The following is a 14,853-nucleotide window of genomic DNA, read 5'->3' as shown; positions in this document are numbered from 1 at the left end:
CCCCCCCCCCCCCCCCCCAAGGCCGCTCCCACACGGGGAATGGTGTCAGCTCAGAGGAACGGGCTCGAACGGAATGCTCTGCACCACTTCCAGCTCATACCCAGCCAGGCCTGCATACTTCAGCGGCGGCCCCAGGTGACGCAGCTTGCCCACGCCCAGGTCCTGCAGAATCTGCGCCCCGGTACCGACCTCCGAGTACACCTTGGACTGCCCACGCTGATAAGGCCGCACTGGCTGAGTCAGCTGCGGTACGCGTTCGAGCAAGGCCTGTGAGGATTCGTGGTTGGCGAGGATCACCACCACCCCGGCACCTTCCTCGGCCACCTTCTGCAGTGCCGCCCACAGCGTCCAGTTGGCGGGGCCGGCATACTCGGCACCCACCAGGTCACGCAGCGGGTCGATCACGTGCACCCGCACCAGGGTCGGCTGCTCACGGCGGATATCGCCCATGACCATGGCCATGTGCACGCCACCTTCGATGCGGTCCTCGTAGGTCACCAGGCGGAACGTACCGTGCACGGTCGGCAGTTCGCGCTCGCCGATGCGCTTGATGGTCTGCTCGGTGCTCAGGCGGTAGTGGATCAGGTCGGCGATGGTGCCGATCTTGATGCCGTGCTGCGCGGCGAACACTTCCAGGTCCGGGCGACGGGCCATGGTGCCGTCATCGTTGAGCACCTCGACGATCACCGAGGCCGGGGTAAAACCGGCCAGGCGAGCCAGGTCGCAACCGGCTTCGGTATGCCCGGCACGGGTCAGCACGCCGCCTTCCCGGGCGCGCAGGGGGAAGATGTGGCCAGGCTGCACCAGGTCTTCGGGGCGGGCATCGGGCGCCATGGCCGCAGCCACGGTGCGTGCGCGGTCGGCGGCGGAAATGCCGGTGGTGACGCCGCTGGCGGCTTCGATCGACACGGTGAAGGCGGTGCTGAACACGCTGCCGTTGGCCGGTACCATCTGCTCAAGGCCCAGGCGCTGGCAGTGGTCGTCGGTCAGGGTCAGGCAGATCAGCCCGCGCGCTTCGCGGGCCATGAAGTTGATGGCCTGGGCGTCACAGCGCTCGGCGGCGATCAGCAGATCGCCTTCGTTTTCCCGGTCCTCGTCGTCCACCAGCAGGACCATCTTGCCTTGCCGGTAGTCCTCGAGGAGTTCCTCGATGGTGTTGAAAGCCATGTTGCACGCTCACTGTGGTGGGGTGATTTTTATGGTATACCATCATACACAAATATCGTTGTAACAGGAGAGCAGCGGATGAAGGCCTATTGGATCGCCCACGTCGACGTGACCGACCCCGAGCAGTATCAGCAGTACACCCAGCGCGCTCCCGCTGCCTTCAAGGCATACGGCGGCCGCTTCCTGGCCCGCGGCGGGCGCAGCGAGGCGATGGAAGGGCGGCCCACTCCACAGCGTAGCGTGGTGATAGAGTTCGATTCGTATGAGCAGGCGGTGGCGTGCTACCGGTCGGAGTTGTATCAGGAGGCGTGCAGCCATCGCCAAGGGGTGGCAAAGGCTGAAGTGATCATCGTTGAAGGCTTCGAGCCGTGAGTCTTTGCTGATGGCCCTTTCGCGGGCACGCCCGCTCCCACAGGTACTGCACAGTTTTCAGAATCTGTGCGATACCTGTGGGAGCGGGCGTGCCCGCGAAGAGGCCGGCCCTGCTTATGGCATGCCAGGCAACTCATGGGGCCGCAGGTCGAACACCAGCACCTCGGCATCCACCCCATTGCCCAGCTCAAGCACTTGTTCCTGCCTTACCCGCACTCCATCCCCCTCATTCAGCACCTGGCCGTTGAGCTCGATGCTGCCGCGAGCCACATGCACATAGGCATGGCGGTTCTCCGGCAAGGCCAGCGTCGCGCGCTCCGCGCCATCGAACAGCCCGGCATACACCCGTGCGTTCTGCCGTACCTGCAATGACCCTTCGGAACCATCTGGCGAGATGATCAGTCGCAACCTGCCGCGCTTCTGCTCGGCACTGAAGTGCTGCTGCTGATAACGCGGCGTCGCCCCTTTCACATTGGGCACGATCCAGATCTGCAGGAAGTGCACCGGCTGCGCTTGGCTGTGGTTGAACTCGCTGTGCGCCACGCCGTGACCGGCGCTCATCAGCTGCACATCACCCGGGCGGATCACCGAACCGGTGCCCAGCGTGTCCTTGTGCTCCAGCGCGCCTTCGAGCACGTAGGAGAAGATCTCCATGTCACGGTGCGGGTGCTCGCCGAAACCCTTGCCAGGGATGACACGGTCATCGTTGATCACCAGCAGGTCGGAAAAACCTTGCTCGTCGGGGTTGCGGTAATGACCGAAGGAGAAGGTGTGGAAGGATTTCAGCCAGCCATGGAAGGCCAGGCCGCGGTCTTGGGCGTTACGGACGGTAAGCATGACGAATCTCCAGTAAGGGCAGGGCGCCTGGGCCCTGCCACGCGGTTGGCTGGCGTTATTGCAAATGCACGTTCAGTTCGTTTGCGGCCTGGCGCATCGCCGCTTTCACAGCTGGCACCTGGCTCAGCGGGTTGAGCAACCCATAGTCATGGATCATGCCGTTGTAGCGCACCGAGGTAACGGTCACGCCCGCCGCATTCAGCTTGCGTGCATAGGCCTCACCTTCATCCCGCAGTACATCGAACTCGGCGGTCTGCACCAGCGCTGGCGGCAGGCCCTTGAGCTGTTCGCTGCTGGCACGCAGTGGCGAGGCGTAGATCTGCTCCCGTGCCTTGGCATCGGTGGTGTAGTTGTCCCAGAACCACTTCATCATCCCGGTGGTGAGGAAGTGCCCCTCGGCGAACTGCTTGTACGACGCCGTCTCAAAGCTCGCATCGGTTACCGGCCACAGCAGCAGCTGGAAGCGCAAGGCCGGGGTGCCGGCCTCCTTGGCCTTGAGCGCAACCACTGCCGCCATGTTGCCGCCAACGCTGTTGCCGGCCACGGCCAGGCGCTTGCCGTCGACACCGATTTCCTTGCCATGCTCGGCGACCCACTGGGTGGCGGCGTAGGCCTGGTTGATCGCCGTCGGGTAGTGCGACTCAGGCGATGGGGTGTAATCCACATAGACCGCCACTGCGCCGGAGCCGACCACCAGGTCGCGGATCAGCCGCTGGTGGGTCGGGAAGTCGCCCAGCACCCAGCCGCCCCCGTGGAAGAACATGAACACCGGCAATTCGCCTTTGACATTGGCCGGGCGCACCACCTGCAGCTTGATCGACTGGCCGTTGGCCTGAATGGTGCGTTGCGTGACCTCGATGCCGGACAAGTCAACCTTCACCGAAGCCTGAGCCCCGGTCAGCACGGCGCGGGCATCTTTCGGGCTGAGCTGTTCGAGCAGTTTGCCGCCACCTTGCTCCAGCGCTTCGAGGAAGGCCTGGGTGTGCTGTTCGACGCCTGGGCTACCAGCGGCAAAAGCGCTGGACACGGACAGGGCGAGGAGGGAGGCGGTGAGGGTCTTGTGGACAATGTTCATGAGCGAATCCTTTTCTGTGTAAGTGCTGGTAATGGGCGTCTTGCCTGGCCTTCAGGGCCATCGCTGCGACCTGTGTGTAGATTAGGGAGATGCACTGGCGGGAAAAAGCCGCTATAAAGCGTTTGACTGTCACAAAGAGCGAGACAATGAACCCCTACGAAGACATGCGCATCTTTGCCCAGGTCATGGAGGCCGGCAGTTTCACTGCCGCTGCCGACCGGCTGGGCATGTCCAAGCAATCGGTCAGCCGCCGCCTGATGCAACTCGAAGAGCGCCTCGGCGTGCGCCTGCTCAACCGCTCCACCCGGCGCCTGGACGCCACGCCGCTGGGCCAGCACTACTATCAGTCGGCGCTGCGCCTGCTGGGTGAGGTGCAACAGGTGGAACACGACATCAGCGGCCAGGCCCAGGCCCTGCGCGGCACCTTGCGCCTGAGTGCGCCGCTGTCGTTCGCCATGGCCCATCTGGGCTGCCTGCTGACCGAGTTTCTGCAGTTGCATCCGCAGGTGGATGTGGAGGTGGACCTCAGCGACCGTGCCGTGGACCTGATCGGCGAGGGGTATGACCTGGCGCTGCGCATTGGCGCGCTGGAGGATTCCAGCCTGATTGCCCGGCGCATTGCCGATGTCGAGCGGGTGTATTGCGCGAGCCCGGCGTACCTTGAAGCCCGCGGCGTTCCGGCCAAGCCGGAAGAACTGGCCACGCATGATTGCCTGCCCTATGGGCACTCGCGGCAAGTGCAGTGGCAGTTCCGCCAGGGCGGCAAGGCCCAGGTGATTCAGGTGACTGGGCGGATGCGGGCGAACAACGGCGAGTTGCTCCGGGATGCGGCGATTGCCGGGATGGGGGTGACCTATTTGCCGACCTTCATCGTCGGGCAGGCGCTGGCGGACGGGCGGCTGGTGACGGTGCTGGATGAGTGGGTGCCGCCGGCGTTGCAGCTGTCGGCTATGTATCCGCAGCACCGGCAGGTGGCGCGGCCGGTGCAGGGGTTCGTGAACTTCCTGCGCGAGCGTTTGGTGCAGTTGTAAAGCTGGGGCCGCACAGCGGCCCCAGGGATTTCAGACCATTAACTGATCCACCCCAATCCACCCGCCATCAAATTCATCCATGGCGTCCAGCACAGCCGCCTGGAAATACGCCAGCGATGCCCGGTCAAACAGCAGCTGTAACGCCGGCAATTCATCGCTCCCGACATTCACCACGATCACATTGATCCGCGCCGCCGAAGTCTGTGCCACGGCACCGACCGGAAACGCCTGCAAACGCAAATCGACCCCGCACAACTTGGCCATCACCGCACTGCAAAACTCCCCCGACAATTGCAGCCAGGCATGGCTGTCCTGACGCGGCAGCAGATAGTTGCGCCGGGCATCCTGCACCCACGCAGCTTCTTCGGCGGCTACCCGTGCGCCCTGGTCGGCATGACTGCCCAGCAACAGGTACTCGCTGGCCGACAGGCGTGCCACCCAGCCCCCGTCATCCTGGCGCAAGGCCTGGTTGGGCAGCGCTGGCAAACGGTAGCCACGCGCCTCCAGATACGCCGCACTGTCCCCGCCGCGAAACCCGACCCGCGCAAGTTCCGTCAGGTCGGTCAACGCGCAGGTGTGCAACAGCTCGGTCTGCGGGCTGCGTGGAATGAAGGCTTCAGCTTTCAGGCTGGTCATGGTTCAGAGCTCCTGGCGCAGGTTGTCGGGATCATGGAAGGGCAGTTGCACTACCTTGGCATTGACCATCACGCCGCCTTCCACGCGGATCGGGATGTGCATGCCAGGCGTCGCCTGATGGGCGCCGGCGTAGGCCAGGCCGATGATCTGCCCCAGGGTCTGCGAATACTCGCAGGAGGTGACGTTGCCGCTGATGTCCGGGCCGTCCAGTACCAGGTGGCCCTCCAGCGGCTGCGGGCTGCCCTTGGGCAGGGTGAAACCGACCAGCTTGCGCTTGAGCGGTTGCGCTTCGAGGATCTCGATCGAGCGCTTGCCGACAAAGAACGGTTTCTTGCGGCCGATCGCCCACTGCATGTCGATCTCCGCCGGGTGGGTCATGCCGTCGGTGTCCTGGCTGATGATCACGTGGCCCTTTTCCAGGCGCAGCAGGCGCTGGGTCTCGACGCCGAACGGGCGGATGCCCAGCCCGGCACCGGCCTGCATCAGCGCGTCCCACAGGCGCTCGGCATGACGCGTCGGCACGTGCACTTCATAACCCAGCTCGCCGACGAAGCCGACCCGCAGGATACGCGCCGGGATGCCGGCCACCGTGCCCAGGCGCCCACCCAGATAAGGGAAGGCTTCGGCCGACAGGTCCACGTCGTCACAGACCTTGGCCAGCACTTGGCGCGACAGTGGTCCGGCCAGGTTGACGGCGGCCAGGGCGGCGGTGACGTTGGTGATGTCCACGTCCAGCCGCCACTGCGCGTTCCACTTGAGCATCTGCTGGTAAATGCGGTCGACGCCGCTGGTGGTGGCGGTGACGTAGAAGTGCTGTTCGGCCAGGCGCGCACAGACGCCGTCGTCGATCACCACGCCGTGCTCGTTGGTCATCAGCGCATAGCGGGTGCGGCCGATAGCCAGCTTGGCGAAGCCGAAGGTGTACAGGCGTTCCAGCAGTTCAGCGGCGTCGGGGCCGCGCACGTCCAGGCCGCCCAGGGTGGAAACGTCGATCAGGCCGACCTTCTCACGCACATGGCGGGCCTCCTCCTGCATGCAGCGCTCGCGTTCTTCCGGCTTGCCGTAGAAGGCCGGGCGCTGCCAGATACCAGCAGGCATCATCTTCGCGCCCGCTTGCAGGTGGCGGCGGTGCATTGGCGTTTGCCGGTACGGGTCGAACGCACGGCCGGCGACGTGCGCCAGCTTCTCTGCCTGGAACGGTGGGCGGGCGGTGGTCACGCCGGTTTCGCTGATGCTGCGGCCGGTGGCCTGGGCCACCAGGCGTGCAGTGGGCAGTGCCGAGTGGCGGCCCTGGGACGGGCCCATGCCGACCGTGGAGAAGCGCTTGACCAGTTGCACGTCGCGGTAGCCGCTGCGGGTGGCGTTGACGATATCGCGTACTTGCAGGTCTTCGTCGAAGTCGACGAAATCCTTGCCCTTGGGGTGCGGGAAGATCGGCCAGGGGAAGTTGACCTTGGCTTCGGCCTCAAAGGCCGACGGCGCTGCACCTTGCAGGCCCAGTGCCGCGAGGGCTTCGGCGGCGCCGCGGCTGGCGTCTGTGAGCACGTTGTCCAGGCGGTGCCGGCCGTTCACCGAGCCGGCGATGTCCAGGCCGGCGGGCAGGTGGCTGATGGTGAACTCGTCACGGTTGACGTCATAGGCCAGCTTGCCACCGGCCTGGCACAGCAACTGATAAACCGGCATGTAACCGGCGGATATGCACAGCAGGTCGCAGGCCACGCGCAGGCCATGTTCGCCCACCTTGCCCTGGCCCGTGATCGGGCGGATGTCTGCACCCGTGACATGGCGCATTCCCGCTTCGTGCAGGGCTTCATAGACGGTGCTGCCCAGGTGCAGGGGAATGTCGCGACGTTTCAGTTCGCTGGCCAGCGCGGCGTCGGCAGGTGCGGCGCGCATATCGACCAGGGCGGCGACGGCCACGCCTTGCTCCTGCAGGTCGAGCGCGGCCAGGTAGCCGTCATCATGCCCGGTGAGGATCACCGCACGTTGTCCCGGCTTGACTGCATACAATTTCATCAGCCGCTGCGCGGCGCTGGTGAGCATCACCCCGGGCAGGTCGTTGTTGCGGAACACCACTGGCTGGTCGAACGACCCGGCGGCTACCAGACAGCGGGTGGCGCGCACCTTGTACAGGCGCTTGTGCTGGATCACCGGCAGGTAGTTGTCGGTGAACCAGCCGTTACAGGTGGCCTCGCACAGCACCTGGATGTTCGGGTGGCCTTCGACGGCGGTTAGCAGTTCCTGGCGCAAGCTGGCGGCGCGGGTGCCGGCGATGTCGAAGCGGGCGTAGGTCAGCGAGCCGCCGAGCACTGGCTGTTGCTCGATCAGCAGCACCTTGGCCCCGGCATTGGCGGCATCCAGCGCGGCGCGCAGGCCGGCCGGGCCGGCACCGATCACGGCCAGGTCGACAAACAGATAGGCCTTGTCGTAGTACTGCGGCCTGAAGCCGAGGTCCAGCACGCCGAGGCCGGCCTTCTTGCGGATCAGCGGCTCCCACACCTTCCACATGCCCTTGGGCTTGTAGAACGAGCGGTAGTAGAAGCCCACCGGCATGAAGCGCGAGCACTTGCCCAGGTAGGCGTCGCGGTCGTGTTCCAGGCTGCCGTTGAAGTTCTGCCCGGTGACCACCAGGCCGTCACGGGCAGCCTCCATGTCGGCCAGCACATTGGGCTCTTCAGGGAGCTGCACCAGGGTGTTGGCGTCCTGCCCGGCCATGCTCAGCGGGCCACGCGGGCGGTGGTACTTGAACGAGCGCGATAGCAGCCAGCGGCCGTTGCCGAGCAGGGCACTGGCAATGGTGTCACCGGCAAAGCCCGGGTAGGCCTGTCCGTCGAATTCGAAGCGCAGGGGCCGCTCGCGGTCGATCAGCAGGCCCATGGGCGCGGGGAGGCGAGTGAGGCTGTTCATCCGGCGATCTCCGGGGTGGCGGCAGGGGTAAAGTCGATGCGGCGGTCGAATATCTCTTTCGGGTCGAAGGTGCGCAGCACCTGGTCGCTGACGGTGTGGCGCTCGGCCAGGAACCAGTAGCTCGAGGCGTTGTGCAGCCACCACTCGATGACCACGCCGGCCAGGTTGTCGCTGTTGAATACGTAGTCGGCCCACTCGGCATCCGTGCAGCTGGCCGGGTCGGGCATGTGCTTGAACTCGCCGCCGTAGGTGAACTCGCTGATGTTGCGCGGGCCGTTCAAGGGGCAGGTCAGGATTTTCATCGTCTTGTGCTCCTAGTGGCTGGCCGCGGTGGCGCCCATTTCGTTGACTTGCTGGAAGCGGCTGAAGCGCTCCAGGGCGAACGGCGCGATCATCGCCGGCACCTTGCCGCCGCTGGCGACCAGCTCGGCCATGGTCTTGCCGCAGATCGGCGTGGCCTTGAAACCCCAGGTGCCCCAGCCGGCGTCGAGGTAATAGTTGTCGACCGGCGACAGGCCCATGATCGGGCTGTAGTCCGGGGTCATGTCGGTGATCCCGGCCCACTGGCGCATCAGCTTGGCGTTGGCCATGAACGGGAACATCTCGATGGCGTGGGCCAGCAGGCTTTCCTTGAGGTCGAGGGTGGAGCGGGTGTTGTACAGCGGGTACGGGTCGGAGCCGCCGCCGAAGACGATCTCGCCACGGCTGGTCTGCTGCACGTAGCAGTGCAGGGCGGAAGAGCTCACCAGCGGGTCGAGGAACGGCTTGAACGGCTGGGTGACCATGGCCTGCAGAGGGTAAGTGTGTATCGGCGCACGGATGCCGGCCTTGGCCAACAGCTGCGAACTGGCCCCGGCCACCGCTTGCACCACGCAGCCGCACTGCACCGTGCCGCGGTTGGTCTTGACTGCTTCGATGCGGCCATTGCGGATCAGCAGGTCCTGCACTTCGGTCAGTTGGTGGATTTCCACGCCGCGCTTGGCAGCCTGCTTGGCGTAGCCCCAGGCCACCGCATCGTGGCGCGCGGTGGCGCCGTCGATGTGCCAGAGGCCCGCCAGCACCGGCAGGTGACCGGGGTCGAGGTTCAGGCTCGGCACCAGCTCGCGGATCTGCTGGCGGTCGATCATTTCAGTGCGCCCGCCGAAGTGCTTGTTGACCTCGGCGCGCTGGCGGAAGGCGCGCACGGTGGCGTCGGTGTGCGCCAGCGTCAGCTGACCCCGCTCGGAATACATGATGTTGAAGTCGAACTCGTTGGACAGGTTCTGGAACATCCGCACGGATTCTGCGTAGAAGCGCACGCCTTCGGAAGTCAGGTAGTTGGAGCGGATCACCGCAGTGTTGCGCGCCGTGTTGCCGCCGCCCAGGTAGGCCTTCTCCAGCACGGCGACATTGGTCACGCCGTGGTACTTGGCCAGGTAGTAGGCGATGGCCAGGCCGTGGCCGCCGCCGCCGATGATCACCACGTCATAGCGCGGCTTGAGTTCGCACGGTGGCGGCAGGTCGACCTCCACCGGGTAGTCGGCGCTCAGGCCGTATTTCAGCAGGGCGAAAGGCATGGCGTGCGCTCCGGGTGGGCGGCCTGTTGCTGCAGGTCGAGGGCGAGCAGGGTGTTTTTCATCAGGTAGGCGATGGTCATCGGGCCGACGCCGCCGGGCACCGGGGTGATGGCGGCGACCCGGGGCAGGGCGGCAGCGAAATCGACATCGCCGACCAGGCGGCTGTGGCCGCCTTCCTCGATGCGATTGATGCCGACATCGATCACCACCGCGCCGGGCTTGAGCCACTCGGCGCCGATCAGCTTCGGCTTGCCTACCGCCGCGACAAGGATGTCGGCCTGTCGGCACAGCACCGGCAGCTCGCGACTGCGTGAATGCACCACGGTCACCGTGCAGTCGGCCTGCAGCAGTAGTGCGGCCATGGGTTTGCCGACGATGTTCGAGCGGCCGACCACCACCGCATGCTTGCCGCGCAACTCGCCGCAGGCATCGCGCAGCAGGCGCATGCAGCCGCTGGGGGTGCAGGGCGTGAGCAGGTCGCGCCCCTGGGCCAGGCCACCGACGTTTTCGCTGTGGAAACCGTCCACGTCCTTCAGCGGGCTGATCGCCTGGAGAATGCGGTGCTCATTGACATGCTCGGGCAGCGGCAACTGCACGAGGATGCCGTTGACCTCGCTGTCTCGGTTGAGCCTGTCGATCAGGGTCAGCAGTTGCGCCTGAGTGGTGTCGGCCGGCAGGCGATGTTCCAGCGAGCGAATGCCCACTTCCTCGGCGCGCAGCACCTTGTTGCGCACATACACCTGGCTGGCCGCGTCGGCCCCGACCAATACCACCGCCAGGCCCGGCTGCACGCCGCCTTGGCGCAAGGTCTGCACCTGCTCGCGAACCTCGGCCAGCACCCGCGCCGCGGTGGCCTTGCCGTCGATCAGCTTGATGCTGGGGATGGCGTTCATTTGAAGATCACCGTGCGGTCATGGTTGAGGAACACCCGGTGTTCGAGGTGGTATTTGACGGCGCGGGACAGGGCGATGGTCTCGGTGTCGCGGCCGATCGCCACCAGGTCGTCGGGGGCGTAGGCGTGGTCCACGCGCTGCACTTCCTGTTCGATGATCGGGCCCTCGTCGAGGTCGCGGGTGACGTAGTGGGCGGTGGCACCGATCAGCTTGACCCCGCGCTGATAGGCCTGGTGGTACGGCTTGGCGCCCTTGAAACCGGGCAGGAACGAGTGGTGGATGTTGATTGCCCGGCCCGACAGCTGGCGGCACAGGTCGTCGGAGAGGATCTGCATATAGCGCGCCAGCACCACCAGCTCGGTGCCAGTGTCCTCGACGATGCGCATCAGCGCGGCTTCCTGCTCGGCCTTGGTCTCCTTGGTCACCGGCAGGTAGACGAAGCGGATGCCCTGGCGCTCGGCCATTGGCCGCAGGTCGAGGTGGTTGGAAACCACGGCGGTGATCTGCATGTCCAGTTCGCCCTTGGCATGGCGATAGAGCAGGTCGGCCAGACAGTGGTCGAACTTGCTGACCATCAGCAGCACGCGCAGTGGCCGGGCGCTGCTGTGCAGGCTCCAGTCCATGTCGAAACGCTGGGCGACATCGGCAAAGCCTGCTTCCAGCTGCGGCGTGTCACCGCTCACGCCGGTGTTGTAACGGAACACCGCACGCATGAAGAAGCGGCCATTGTCCTCGTCGTCGAACTGCGCCATCTCGCTGATGTAGCAACCGTGCTCGGCCAGGTAGGTGGTCACCGCTGCGACGATGCCGGACACGGCCGGGCAACTGACGCGCAGGATGAAGTGATCGGGAGCGGGGTGCATGTCGGGTAGGCCTCGTGATGGAGTGGGGCAGGTCTGGCACAAGGGCAAAAGAGGCTTCGCGGCGGGCGAAGTGATTTTTCTTGATGGGAATATAAATTTCCCTTGGGAGATTTATAGGCGAAGCTAGGGGGCGTGGTCCAGCGGTTTGTGAAATTTTTTATCCTGTCAGGAAAGTTTTTTGAAGCGTTTACAGAGAACGGGCCGGTGAAGCTATGCTTGCTCCATGAGCACCCCACCCCCTCTTCGCCAACCGTGCCCCCCTGGCGCCTGTGACTGCGGCCGCGAACACCTGGCCGAGCACCCGCCAGCGGCCCAGCGCATCCTGCTGCTCACCCGCCAGGAAGAAAAGCGCCTGCTCGAACGCCTGGAAAACCTCAACGACCTGGAAGACCTGCAGCGCCTGCAGCACCGGCTGTACGAAAACCTCGGCATCCGCGTGCACATCAGCCCCGGCTTCAACGAAGTGCGCACCATGCGCGGCATTGTCATCGAACTCGACGACCAGCCCGGCCTGTGCCGCAAGACCCGGCAGTCGATCCCGGCCGCGATCCGCCGGGGCCTGGAGCGAAATCCGCAGGTGGCGTTCCGCTTGCTGGATACCCATGACCTGTTGCGTGACACCTGAAGTTATTGCATGCGCGATTTCTGTAGGAGCGGCCTTGTGTCGCGAAAGGGCTGCAAAGCAGCCCTAGCAATATCTGCGGCGAAGCTGGAATCTGGGGCCGCTTCGCGACCCTTTCGCGACACGAGGCCGCTCCTACAGGGATTCTCGCCAGGACCGCTAATTTTTCCGAAGCGCCCTACGTCTACCTGAGAACTTCCCTGCGCCAAGCGCAGCGGCATCCATCACTCAAGGAGACAGGCAATGACTTCCGTATTCGACCGCGACGATATCCAGTTCCAGGTAGTGGTCAACCACGAAGAGCAATATTCCATCTGGCCGGACTACAAGGCCATCCCCGAAGGCTGGCGCGCTGTGGGCAAGAGCGGCCTGAAGAAAGACTGCCTGGCCTACATCGACGAAGTCTGGACCGACATGCGCCCCTTGAGCCTGCGCCAGCAGATGGCCGCAGCTGCCGCCCAGTGACCACGCTCAACTTGCTGTGCCTGCCGTATTCCGGGGCCAGTGCCATGGTCTACAGCCGCTGGCGGCGCAAGCTGCCGGCCTGGCTGCAGGTGCGCCCGGTCGAGTTGCCTGGGCGCGGCGCGCGCATGGGCGAGCCGCTGCAGACCGACATGCAGGCGCTGGCCCGGCAATTGGCCAACGAGCAACGCCTGGCCGCCAACGCACCTTATGCCTTGCTCGGTCATAGCCTGGGCGCACTGCTGGCCTTCGAACTTGCCCACGAACTGCGCGTGCTGGGTTGCCCGCCACCGCTGGCACTGTTCGCCTGCGGTACTGCGGCGCCCACTCGGCGCGAGGATTACGACGGCAATAACTGGCGCGACCCCAAGACCGATGAGCAGCTCAAGTCCGAACTGCGCGAGCTCAATGGCACGCCGGAGGAGGTGCTGGCCAATGCCGAGCTGATGAGCCTGACCTTACCGACCTTGCGCGCCGACTTCCTGCTCTGCGGCCGTTACCTCTATCGTCAACGGCCTGCCTTGCAGTGCCCGCTGCACGTGCTCGGTGGCGAAGCGGACCGGGCCAGCGCAGAGCAACTGCAGGCCTGGCGCAAGGAAACCCTCGGTGATTTCTCGCTGCAGATGTTCCCCGGCGGCCACTTCTTCATCCATGAGCATGAGGACCGGGTGCTCGGTGCGCTGACGCAGACCTTGAAGCACATCGGCTTTCTGCCTGATTGACGGCGCCGCTTGCCTGGGGGAGGCTAGGCCTTTTCCCAGGCAAGGGGCAGACAATGCTGATCGAACATCACAAGGCCACGCTGCTGGTCGTCGACATCCAGGAAAAGCTCATCGGCGCGATGAGCGACCCACAGGGCACCCGCGCCCGAGCGCGCTGGCTGCTCTCGGCCTGCAACGACCTGGAACTGCCGATCGTGATCTCCGAGCAGTATCCCAAAGGCCTGGGCCACACCCTGGCGGAACTCACTGCAGTGGCTCCGGCAGCCGAGGTGGTGGAAAAGACCCATTTCTCCTGCGTGGCTGCCGCGTGCTTGCCGGCCAGCCTAATGGCCCGTGAGCAGGTGATCGTCTGCGGCATGGAAACCCACGTCTGTGTGCTGCAGACCGTGCTCGGCCTGCTGGCCCAGGGCAAGCAGGTGTTCGTGGTCGAGGATGCCTGCGACAGCCGCACCCCGGCCAACAAAGCCGCGGGCCTTGCGCGCATGCGCCAGGCCGGGGCGCAGGTGGTGACCCGGGAAATGGTGCTGTTCGAGCTCATGGGCAGTGCCAGCCACCCGCAATTTCGCCTCATCAGCAAGACCTACATGGTCGGTGAACAGCCCTGAACGGCCGGCTGTGGGCGGCAGGGCTGATGGTCCTGGCACTGCTGCAGGGCTGCGCCGGGCGCCGCGAGGAAGAGCCTGAGGCCGACCCGGCCAAGGTGCGGGCCCAGCTGCTGCACCTGCTGCCGGCCCAGGCCAGGGACCGTGAAGGCTGGGCCAGGGATATCCAGGTGGCGTTCGAGGCCCAGCGCATCACGCCGAGCAAGCGCAACCTGTGCGCAGTGCTGGCGGTGACCGAGCAGGAGTCGACCTTCAACGCCGACCCGCAGGTGCCAAACCTGGGGCGCATCGCCCGTGAGGAAATCGACCGCCGCGCGGCGCGCCTGCACATTCCCACGCTATTGGTCGACGGTGCGCTGAAGACGCCATCGGGCAACGGCCAGAGCTATCAGCAGCGCCTGCTGGCGGTGCGCAGCGAGAAGCAGCTGAGCGCGCTGTACGACGAGTTCATCGCTCGCCTGCCGTTGGGCAAGACGCTGCTCGGCGGGTTGAACCCGGTGCACACCGGTGGGCCGATGCAGGTCAGTATCGAGTTCGCGGAAAAGCACGCCAAGGATTATCCCTACACCTATGACGGCACTATCCGCCAGGAGGTTTTCAGCCGCCGTGGGGGCATGTACTTTGGCATTGCCCATTTGCTCGGCTACCCCGCGCATTACGAGCGCCAGCTGTACCGCTTCGCCGATTTCAACGCGGGTTGGTACGCCAGCCGCAATGCCGCGTTCCAGGCCGCATTGAGCAAGGTCACGGGGGCGGACCTGGCACTGGATGGCGACTTGATCGCCCCAGGATCGATCTTGCCCGGCAGCACCGAGCAGGCGGCGCGCAAGCTCGGGGTCAAGCTGGGGCTGCGTAATCCACAGATCCGCAGCCAGCTGGAGTTGGGCGACAGCCTCGCGTTCGAGGACAGCAAGCTGTACAGCGGGGTGTTCGCCCTGGCCGATGCGAAAGGCAGACCGGCTCCGCGGGCGGTGCTGCCGGGGATCGAGCTGAAGAGCCCGAAGATTACCCGCAAGCTGACCACCGCCTGGTTTGCCGGGCGGGTGGATGAGCGTTATGAGCGGTGCATGAACCGATAGACCTCACTGGCTTTTTCGCGGGCATGCCC

16 protein-coding genes are annotated in these 14,853 nt (G+C 65.3%); 7 read left to right on the top strand and 9 right to left on the bottom strand.

Annotated features, from left to right (window positions below; genetic code table 11):
- Positions 1 to 45: 45 nt before the first annotated feature.
- A complete protein-coding gene (gene ribBA / locus ACLEJU_RS25565) occupies positions 46 to 1,167 on the bottom strand; it encodes a bifunctional 3,4-dihydroxy-2-butanone-4-phosphate synthase/GTP cyclohydrolase II (RefSeq protein ID WP_110632263.1) in 1,122 nt (373 codons plus the stop codon).
- Between the two features lie 78 nt (positions 1,168 to 1,245).
- On the opposite strand from ribBA, the gene ACLEJU_RS25560 reads away from it, so the two are divergent.
- Positions 1,246 to 1,539, top strand: coding sequence for a DUF1330 domain-containing protein (locus ACLEJU_RS25560; RefSeq protein ID WP_435423912.1), 294 nt, complete (start codon positions 1,246 to 1,248; stop codon positions 1,537 to 1,539).
- Positions 1,540 to 1,653: 114 nt separating this feature from the next.
- On the opposite strand, the gene ACLEJU_RS25555 is transcribed toward ACLEJU_RS25560, so the two are convergent.
- Together ACLEJU_RS25555 and ACLEJU_RS25550 are read right to left on the bottom strand one after the other, a co-directional pair.
- Entirely contained in the window at positions 1,654 to 2,376 is a 723-nt protein-coding gene (locus tag ACLEJU_RS25555; protein ID WP_435423913.1) for a pirin family protein, read from the bottom strand.
- Between the two features lie 55 nt (positions 2,377 to 2,431).
- A complete protein-coding gene (locus ACLEJU_RS25550; protein ID WP_435423914.1) occupies positions 2,432 to 3,451 on the bottom strand; it encodes an alpha/beta hydrolase in 1,020 nt (339 codons plus the stop codon).
- Positions 3,452 to 3,597: 146 nt separating this feature from the next.
- Between ACLEJU_RS25550 and ACLEJU_RS25545 the strand changes: the two genes are divergently transcribed.
- A complete protein-coding gene (locus tag ACLEJU_RS25545) occupies positions 3,598 to 4,482 on the top strand; it encodes a LysR family transcriptional regulator (RefSeq protein ID WP_435423915.1) in 885 nt (294 codons plus the stop codon).
- Positions 4,483 to 4,512: 30 nt separating this feature from the next.
- On the opposite strand, the gene ACLEJU_RS25540 is transcribed toward ACLEJU_RS25545, so the two are convergent.
- The 6 genes from ACLEJU_RS25540 to purU are packed head-to-tail and all read right to left on the bottom strand — an operon-like array spanning position 4,513 to position 11,337.
- Entirely contained in the window at positions 4,513 to 5,118 is a 606-nt protein-coding gene (locus ACLEJU_RS25540) for a sarcosine oxidase (RefSeq protein ID WP_435423916.1), read from the bottom strand.
- Between the two features lie 3 nt (positions 5,119 to 5,121).
- On the bottom strand, positions 5,122 to 8,025 hold the full coding sequence (locus tag ACLEJU_RS25535; protein WP_435423917.1) for a 2Fe-2S iron-sulfur cluster-binding protein: 2,904 nt from the start codon (positions 8,023 to 8,025) through the stop codon (positions 5,122 to 5,124).
- Positions 8,022 to 8,327, bottom strand: coding sequence for a sarcosine oxidase subunit delta (locus tag ACLEJU_RS25530; protein ID WP_435423918.1), 306 nt, complete (start codon positions 8,325 to 8,327; stop codon positions 8,022 to 8,024). Before ACLEJU_RS25530 ends, ACLEJU_RS25535 begins: the two co-directional genes overlap by 4 nt.
- Positions 8,328 to 8,339: 12 nt before the next feature.
- On the bottom strand, positions 8,340 to 9,581 hold the full coding sequence (locus ACLEJU_RS25525; RefSeq protein WP_435423919.1) for an FAD-dependent oxidoreductase: 1,242 nt from the start codon (positions 9,579 to 9,581) through the stop codon (positions 8,340 to 8,342).
- Positions 9,563 to 10,474 (bottom strand): bifunctional methylenetetrahydrofolate dehydrogenase/methenyltetrahydrofolate cyclohydrolase FolD, encoded by a 912-nt coding sequence (gene folD, locus ACLEJU_RS25520; protein WP_435423920.1) that lies wholly within the window; start codon positions 10,472 to 10,474, stop codon positions 9,563 to 9,565. The genes ACLEJU_RS25525 and folD overlap by 19 nt, the downstream gene beginning before the upstream one ends.
- Positions 10,471 to 11,337: a formyltetrahydrofolate deformylase gene (purU, locus tag ACLEJU_RS25515; RefSeq protein WP_103447957.1), complete on the bottom strand. Its 867-nt coding sequence runs from the start codon at positions 11,335 to 11,337 to the stop codon at positions 10,471 to 10,473. Before purU ends, folD begins: the two co-directional genes overlap by 4 nt.
- Positions 11,338 to 11,560: 223 nt before the next feature.
- On the opposite strand from purU, the gene ACLEJU_RS25510 reads away from it, so the two are divergent.
- From ACLEJU_RS25510 to ACLEJU_RS25490, 5 genes are all read left to right on the top strand, one after another.
- On the top strand, positions 11,561 to 11,962 hold the full coding sequence (locus ACLEJU_RS25510) for a hypothetical protein (RefSeq protein ID WP_435423921.1): 402 nt from the start codon (positions 11,561 to 11,563) through the stop codon (positions 11,960 to 11,962).
- A 240-nt stretch (positions 11,963 to 12,202) separates the two neighbouring features.
- Complete coding sequence (locus tag ACLEJU_RS25505) at positions 12,203 to 12,424, top strand: MbtH family protein (protein WP_054887100.1); 222 nt, start codon at positions 12,203 to 12,205, stop codon at positions 12,422 to 12,424.
- A complete protein-coding gene (locus ACLEJU_RS25500; protein ID WP_435423922.1) occupies positions 12,421 to 13,143 on the top strand; it encodes a thioesterase II family protein in 723 nt (240 codons plus the stop codon). The genes ACLEJU_RS25505 and ACLEJU_RS25500 overlap by 4 nt, the downstream gene beginning before the upstream one ends.
- Positions 13,144 to 13,196: 53 nt before the next feature.
- A complete protein-coding gene (locus ACLEJU_RS25495; protein ID WP_435423923.1) occupies positions 13,197 to 13,748 on the top strand; it encodes a hydrolase in 552 nt (183 codons plus the stop codon).
- Positions 13,749 to 13,774: 26 nt separating this feature from the next.
- A complete protein-coding gene (locus tag ACLEJU_RS25490; RefSeq protein ID WP_435423924.1) occupies positions 13,775 to 14,824 on the top strand; it encodes a DUF1615 domain-containing protein in 1,050 nt (349 codons plus the stop codon).
- The last annotated feature ends 29 nt before the right edge of the window (positions 14,825 to 14,853 follow it).

The sequence above is a fragment of the Pseudomonas sp. SMN11 genome, assembly GCF_052041945.1.
Classification (GTDB): domain Bacteria; phylum Pseudomonadota; class Gammaproteobacteria; order Pseudomonadales; family Pseudomonadaceae; genus Aquipseudomonas.
The sequence above is the reverse complement of the archived record's forward strand: the minus strand, read 5'-3'. Positions and strand labels throughout refer to the sequence as shown.

Excerpts from the sequence above, each read along its gene's own strand:
- ACLEJU_RS25530 (WP_435423918.1), bottom strand. The coding sequence starts at position 8,327 with ATGAAAATCCTGACCTGCCCCTTGAACGGCCCGCGCAACATCAGCGAG.
- ACLEJU_RS25510 (WP_435423921.1), top strand. The coding sequence starts at position 11,561 with ATGAGCACCCCACCCCCTCTTCGCCAACCGTGCCCCCCTGGCGCCTGT.
- ACLEJU_RS25525 (WP_435423919.1), bottom strand. The coding sequence starts at position 9,581 with ATGCCTTTCGCCCTGCTGAAATACGGCCTGAGCGCCGACTACCCGGTG.
- purU (WP_103447957.1), bottom strand. The coding sequence starts at position 11,337 with ATGCACCCCGCTCCCGATCACTTCATCCTGCGCGTCAGTTGCCCGGCC.
- ACLEJU_RS25490 (WP_435423924.1), top strand. The coding sequence starts at position 13,775 with ATGGTCCTGGCACTGCTGCAGGGCTGCGCCGGGCGCCGCGAGGAAGAG.
- folD (WP_435423920.1), bottom strand. The coding sequence starts at position 10,474 with ATGAACGCCATCCCCAGCATCAAGCTGATCGACGGCAAGGCCACCGCG.
- ACLEJU_RS25495 (WP_435423923.1), top strand. The coding sequence starts at position 13,197 with ATGCTGATCGAACATCACAAGGCCACGCTGCTGGTCGTCGACATCCAG.
- ribBA (WP_110632263.1), bottom strand. The coding sequence starts at position 1,167 with ATGGCTTTCAACACCATCGAGGAACTCCTCGAGGACTACCGGCAAGGC.
- ACLEJU_RS25560 (WP_435423912.1), top strand. The coding sequence starts at position 1,246 with ATGAAGGCCTATTGGATCGCCCACGTCGACGTGACCGACCCCGAGCAG.
- ACLEJU_RS25545 (WP_435423915.1), top strand. The coding sequence starts at position 3,598 with ATGAACCCCTACGAAGACATGCGCATCTTTGCCCAGGTCATGGAGGCC.
- ACLEJU_RS25535 (WP_435423917.1), bottom strand. The coding sequence starts at position 8,025 with ATGAACAGCCTCACTCGCCTCCCCGCGCCCATGGGCCTGCTGATCGAC.
- ACLEJU_RS25505 (WP_054887100.1), top strand. The coding sequence starts at position 12,203 with ATGACTTCCGTATTCGACCGCGACGATATCCAGTTCCAGGTAGTGGTC.
- ACLEJU_RS25555 (WP_435423913.1), bottom strand. The coding sequence starts at position 2,376 with ATGCTTACCGTCCGTAACGCCCAAGACCGCGGCCTGGCCTTCCATGGC.
- ACLEJU_RS25550 (WP_435423914.1), bottom strand. The coding sequence starts at position 3,451 with ATGAACATTGTCCACAAGACCCTCACCGCCTCCCTCCTCGCCCTGTCC.
- ACLEJU_RS25540 (WP_435423916.1), bottom strand. The coding sequence starts at position 5,118 with ATGACCAGCCTGAAAGCTGAAGCCTTCATTCCACGCAGCCCGCAGACC.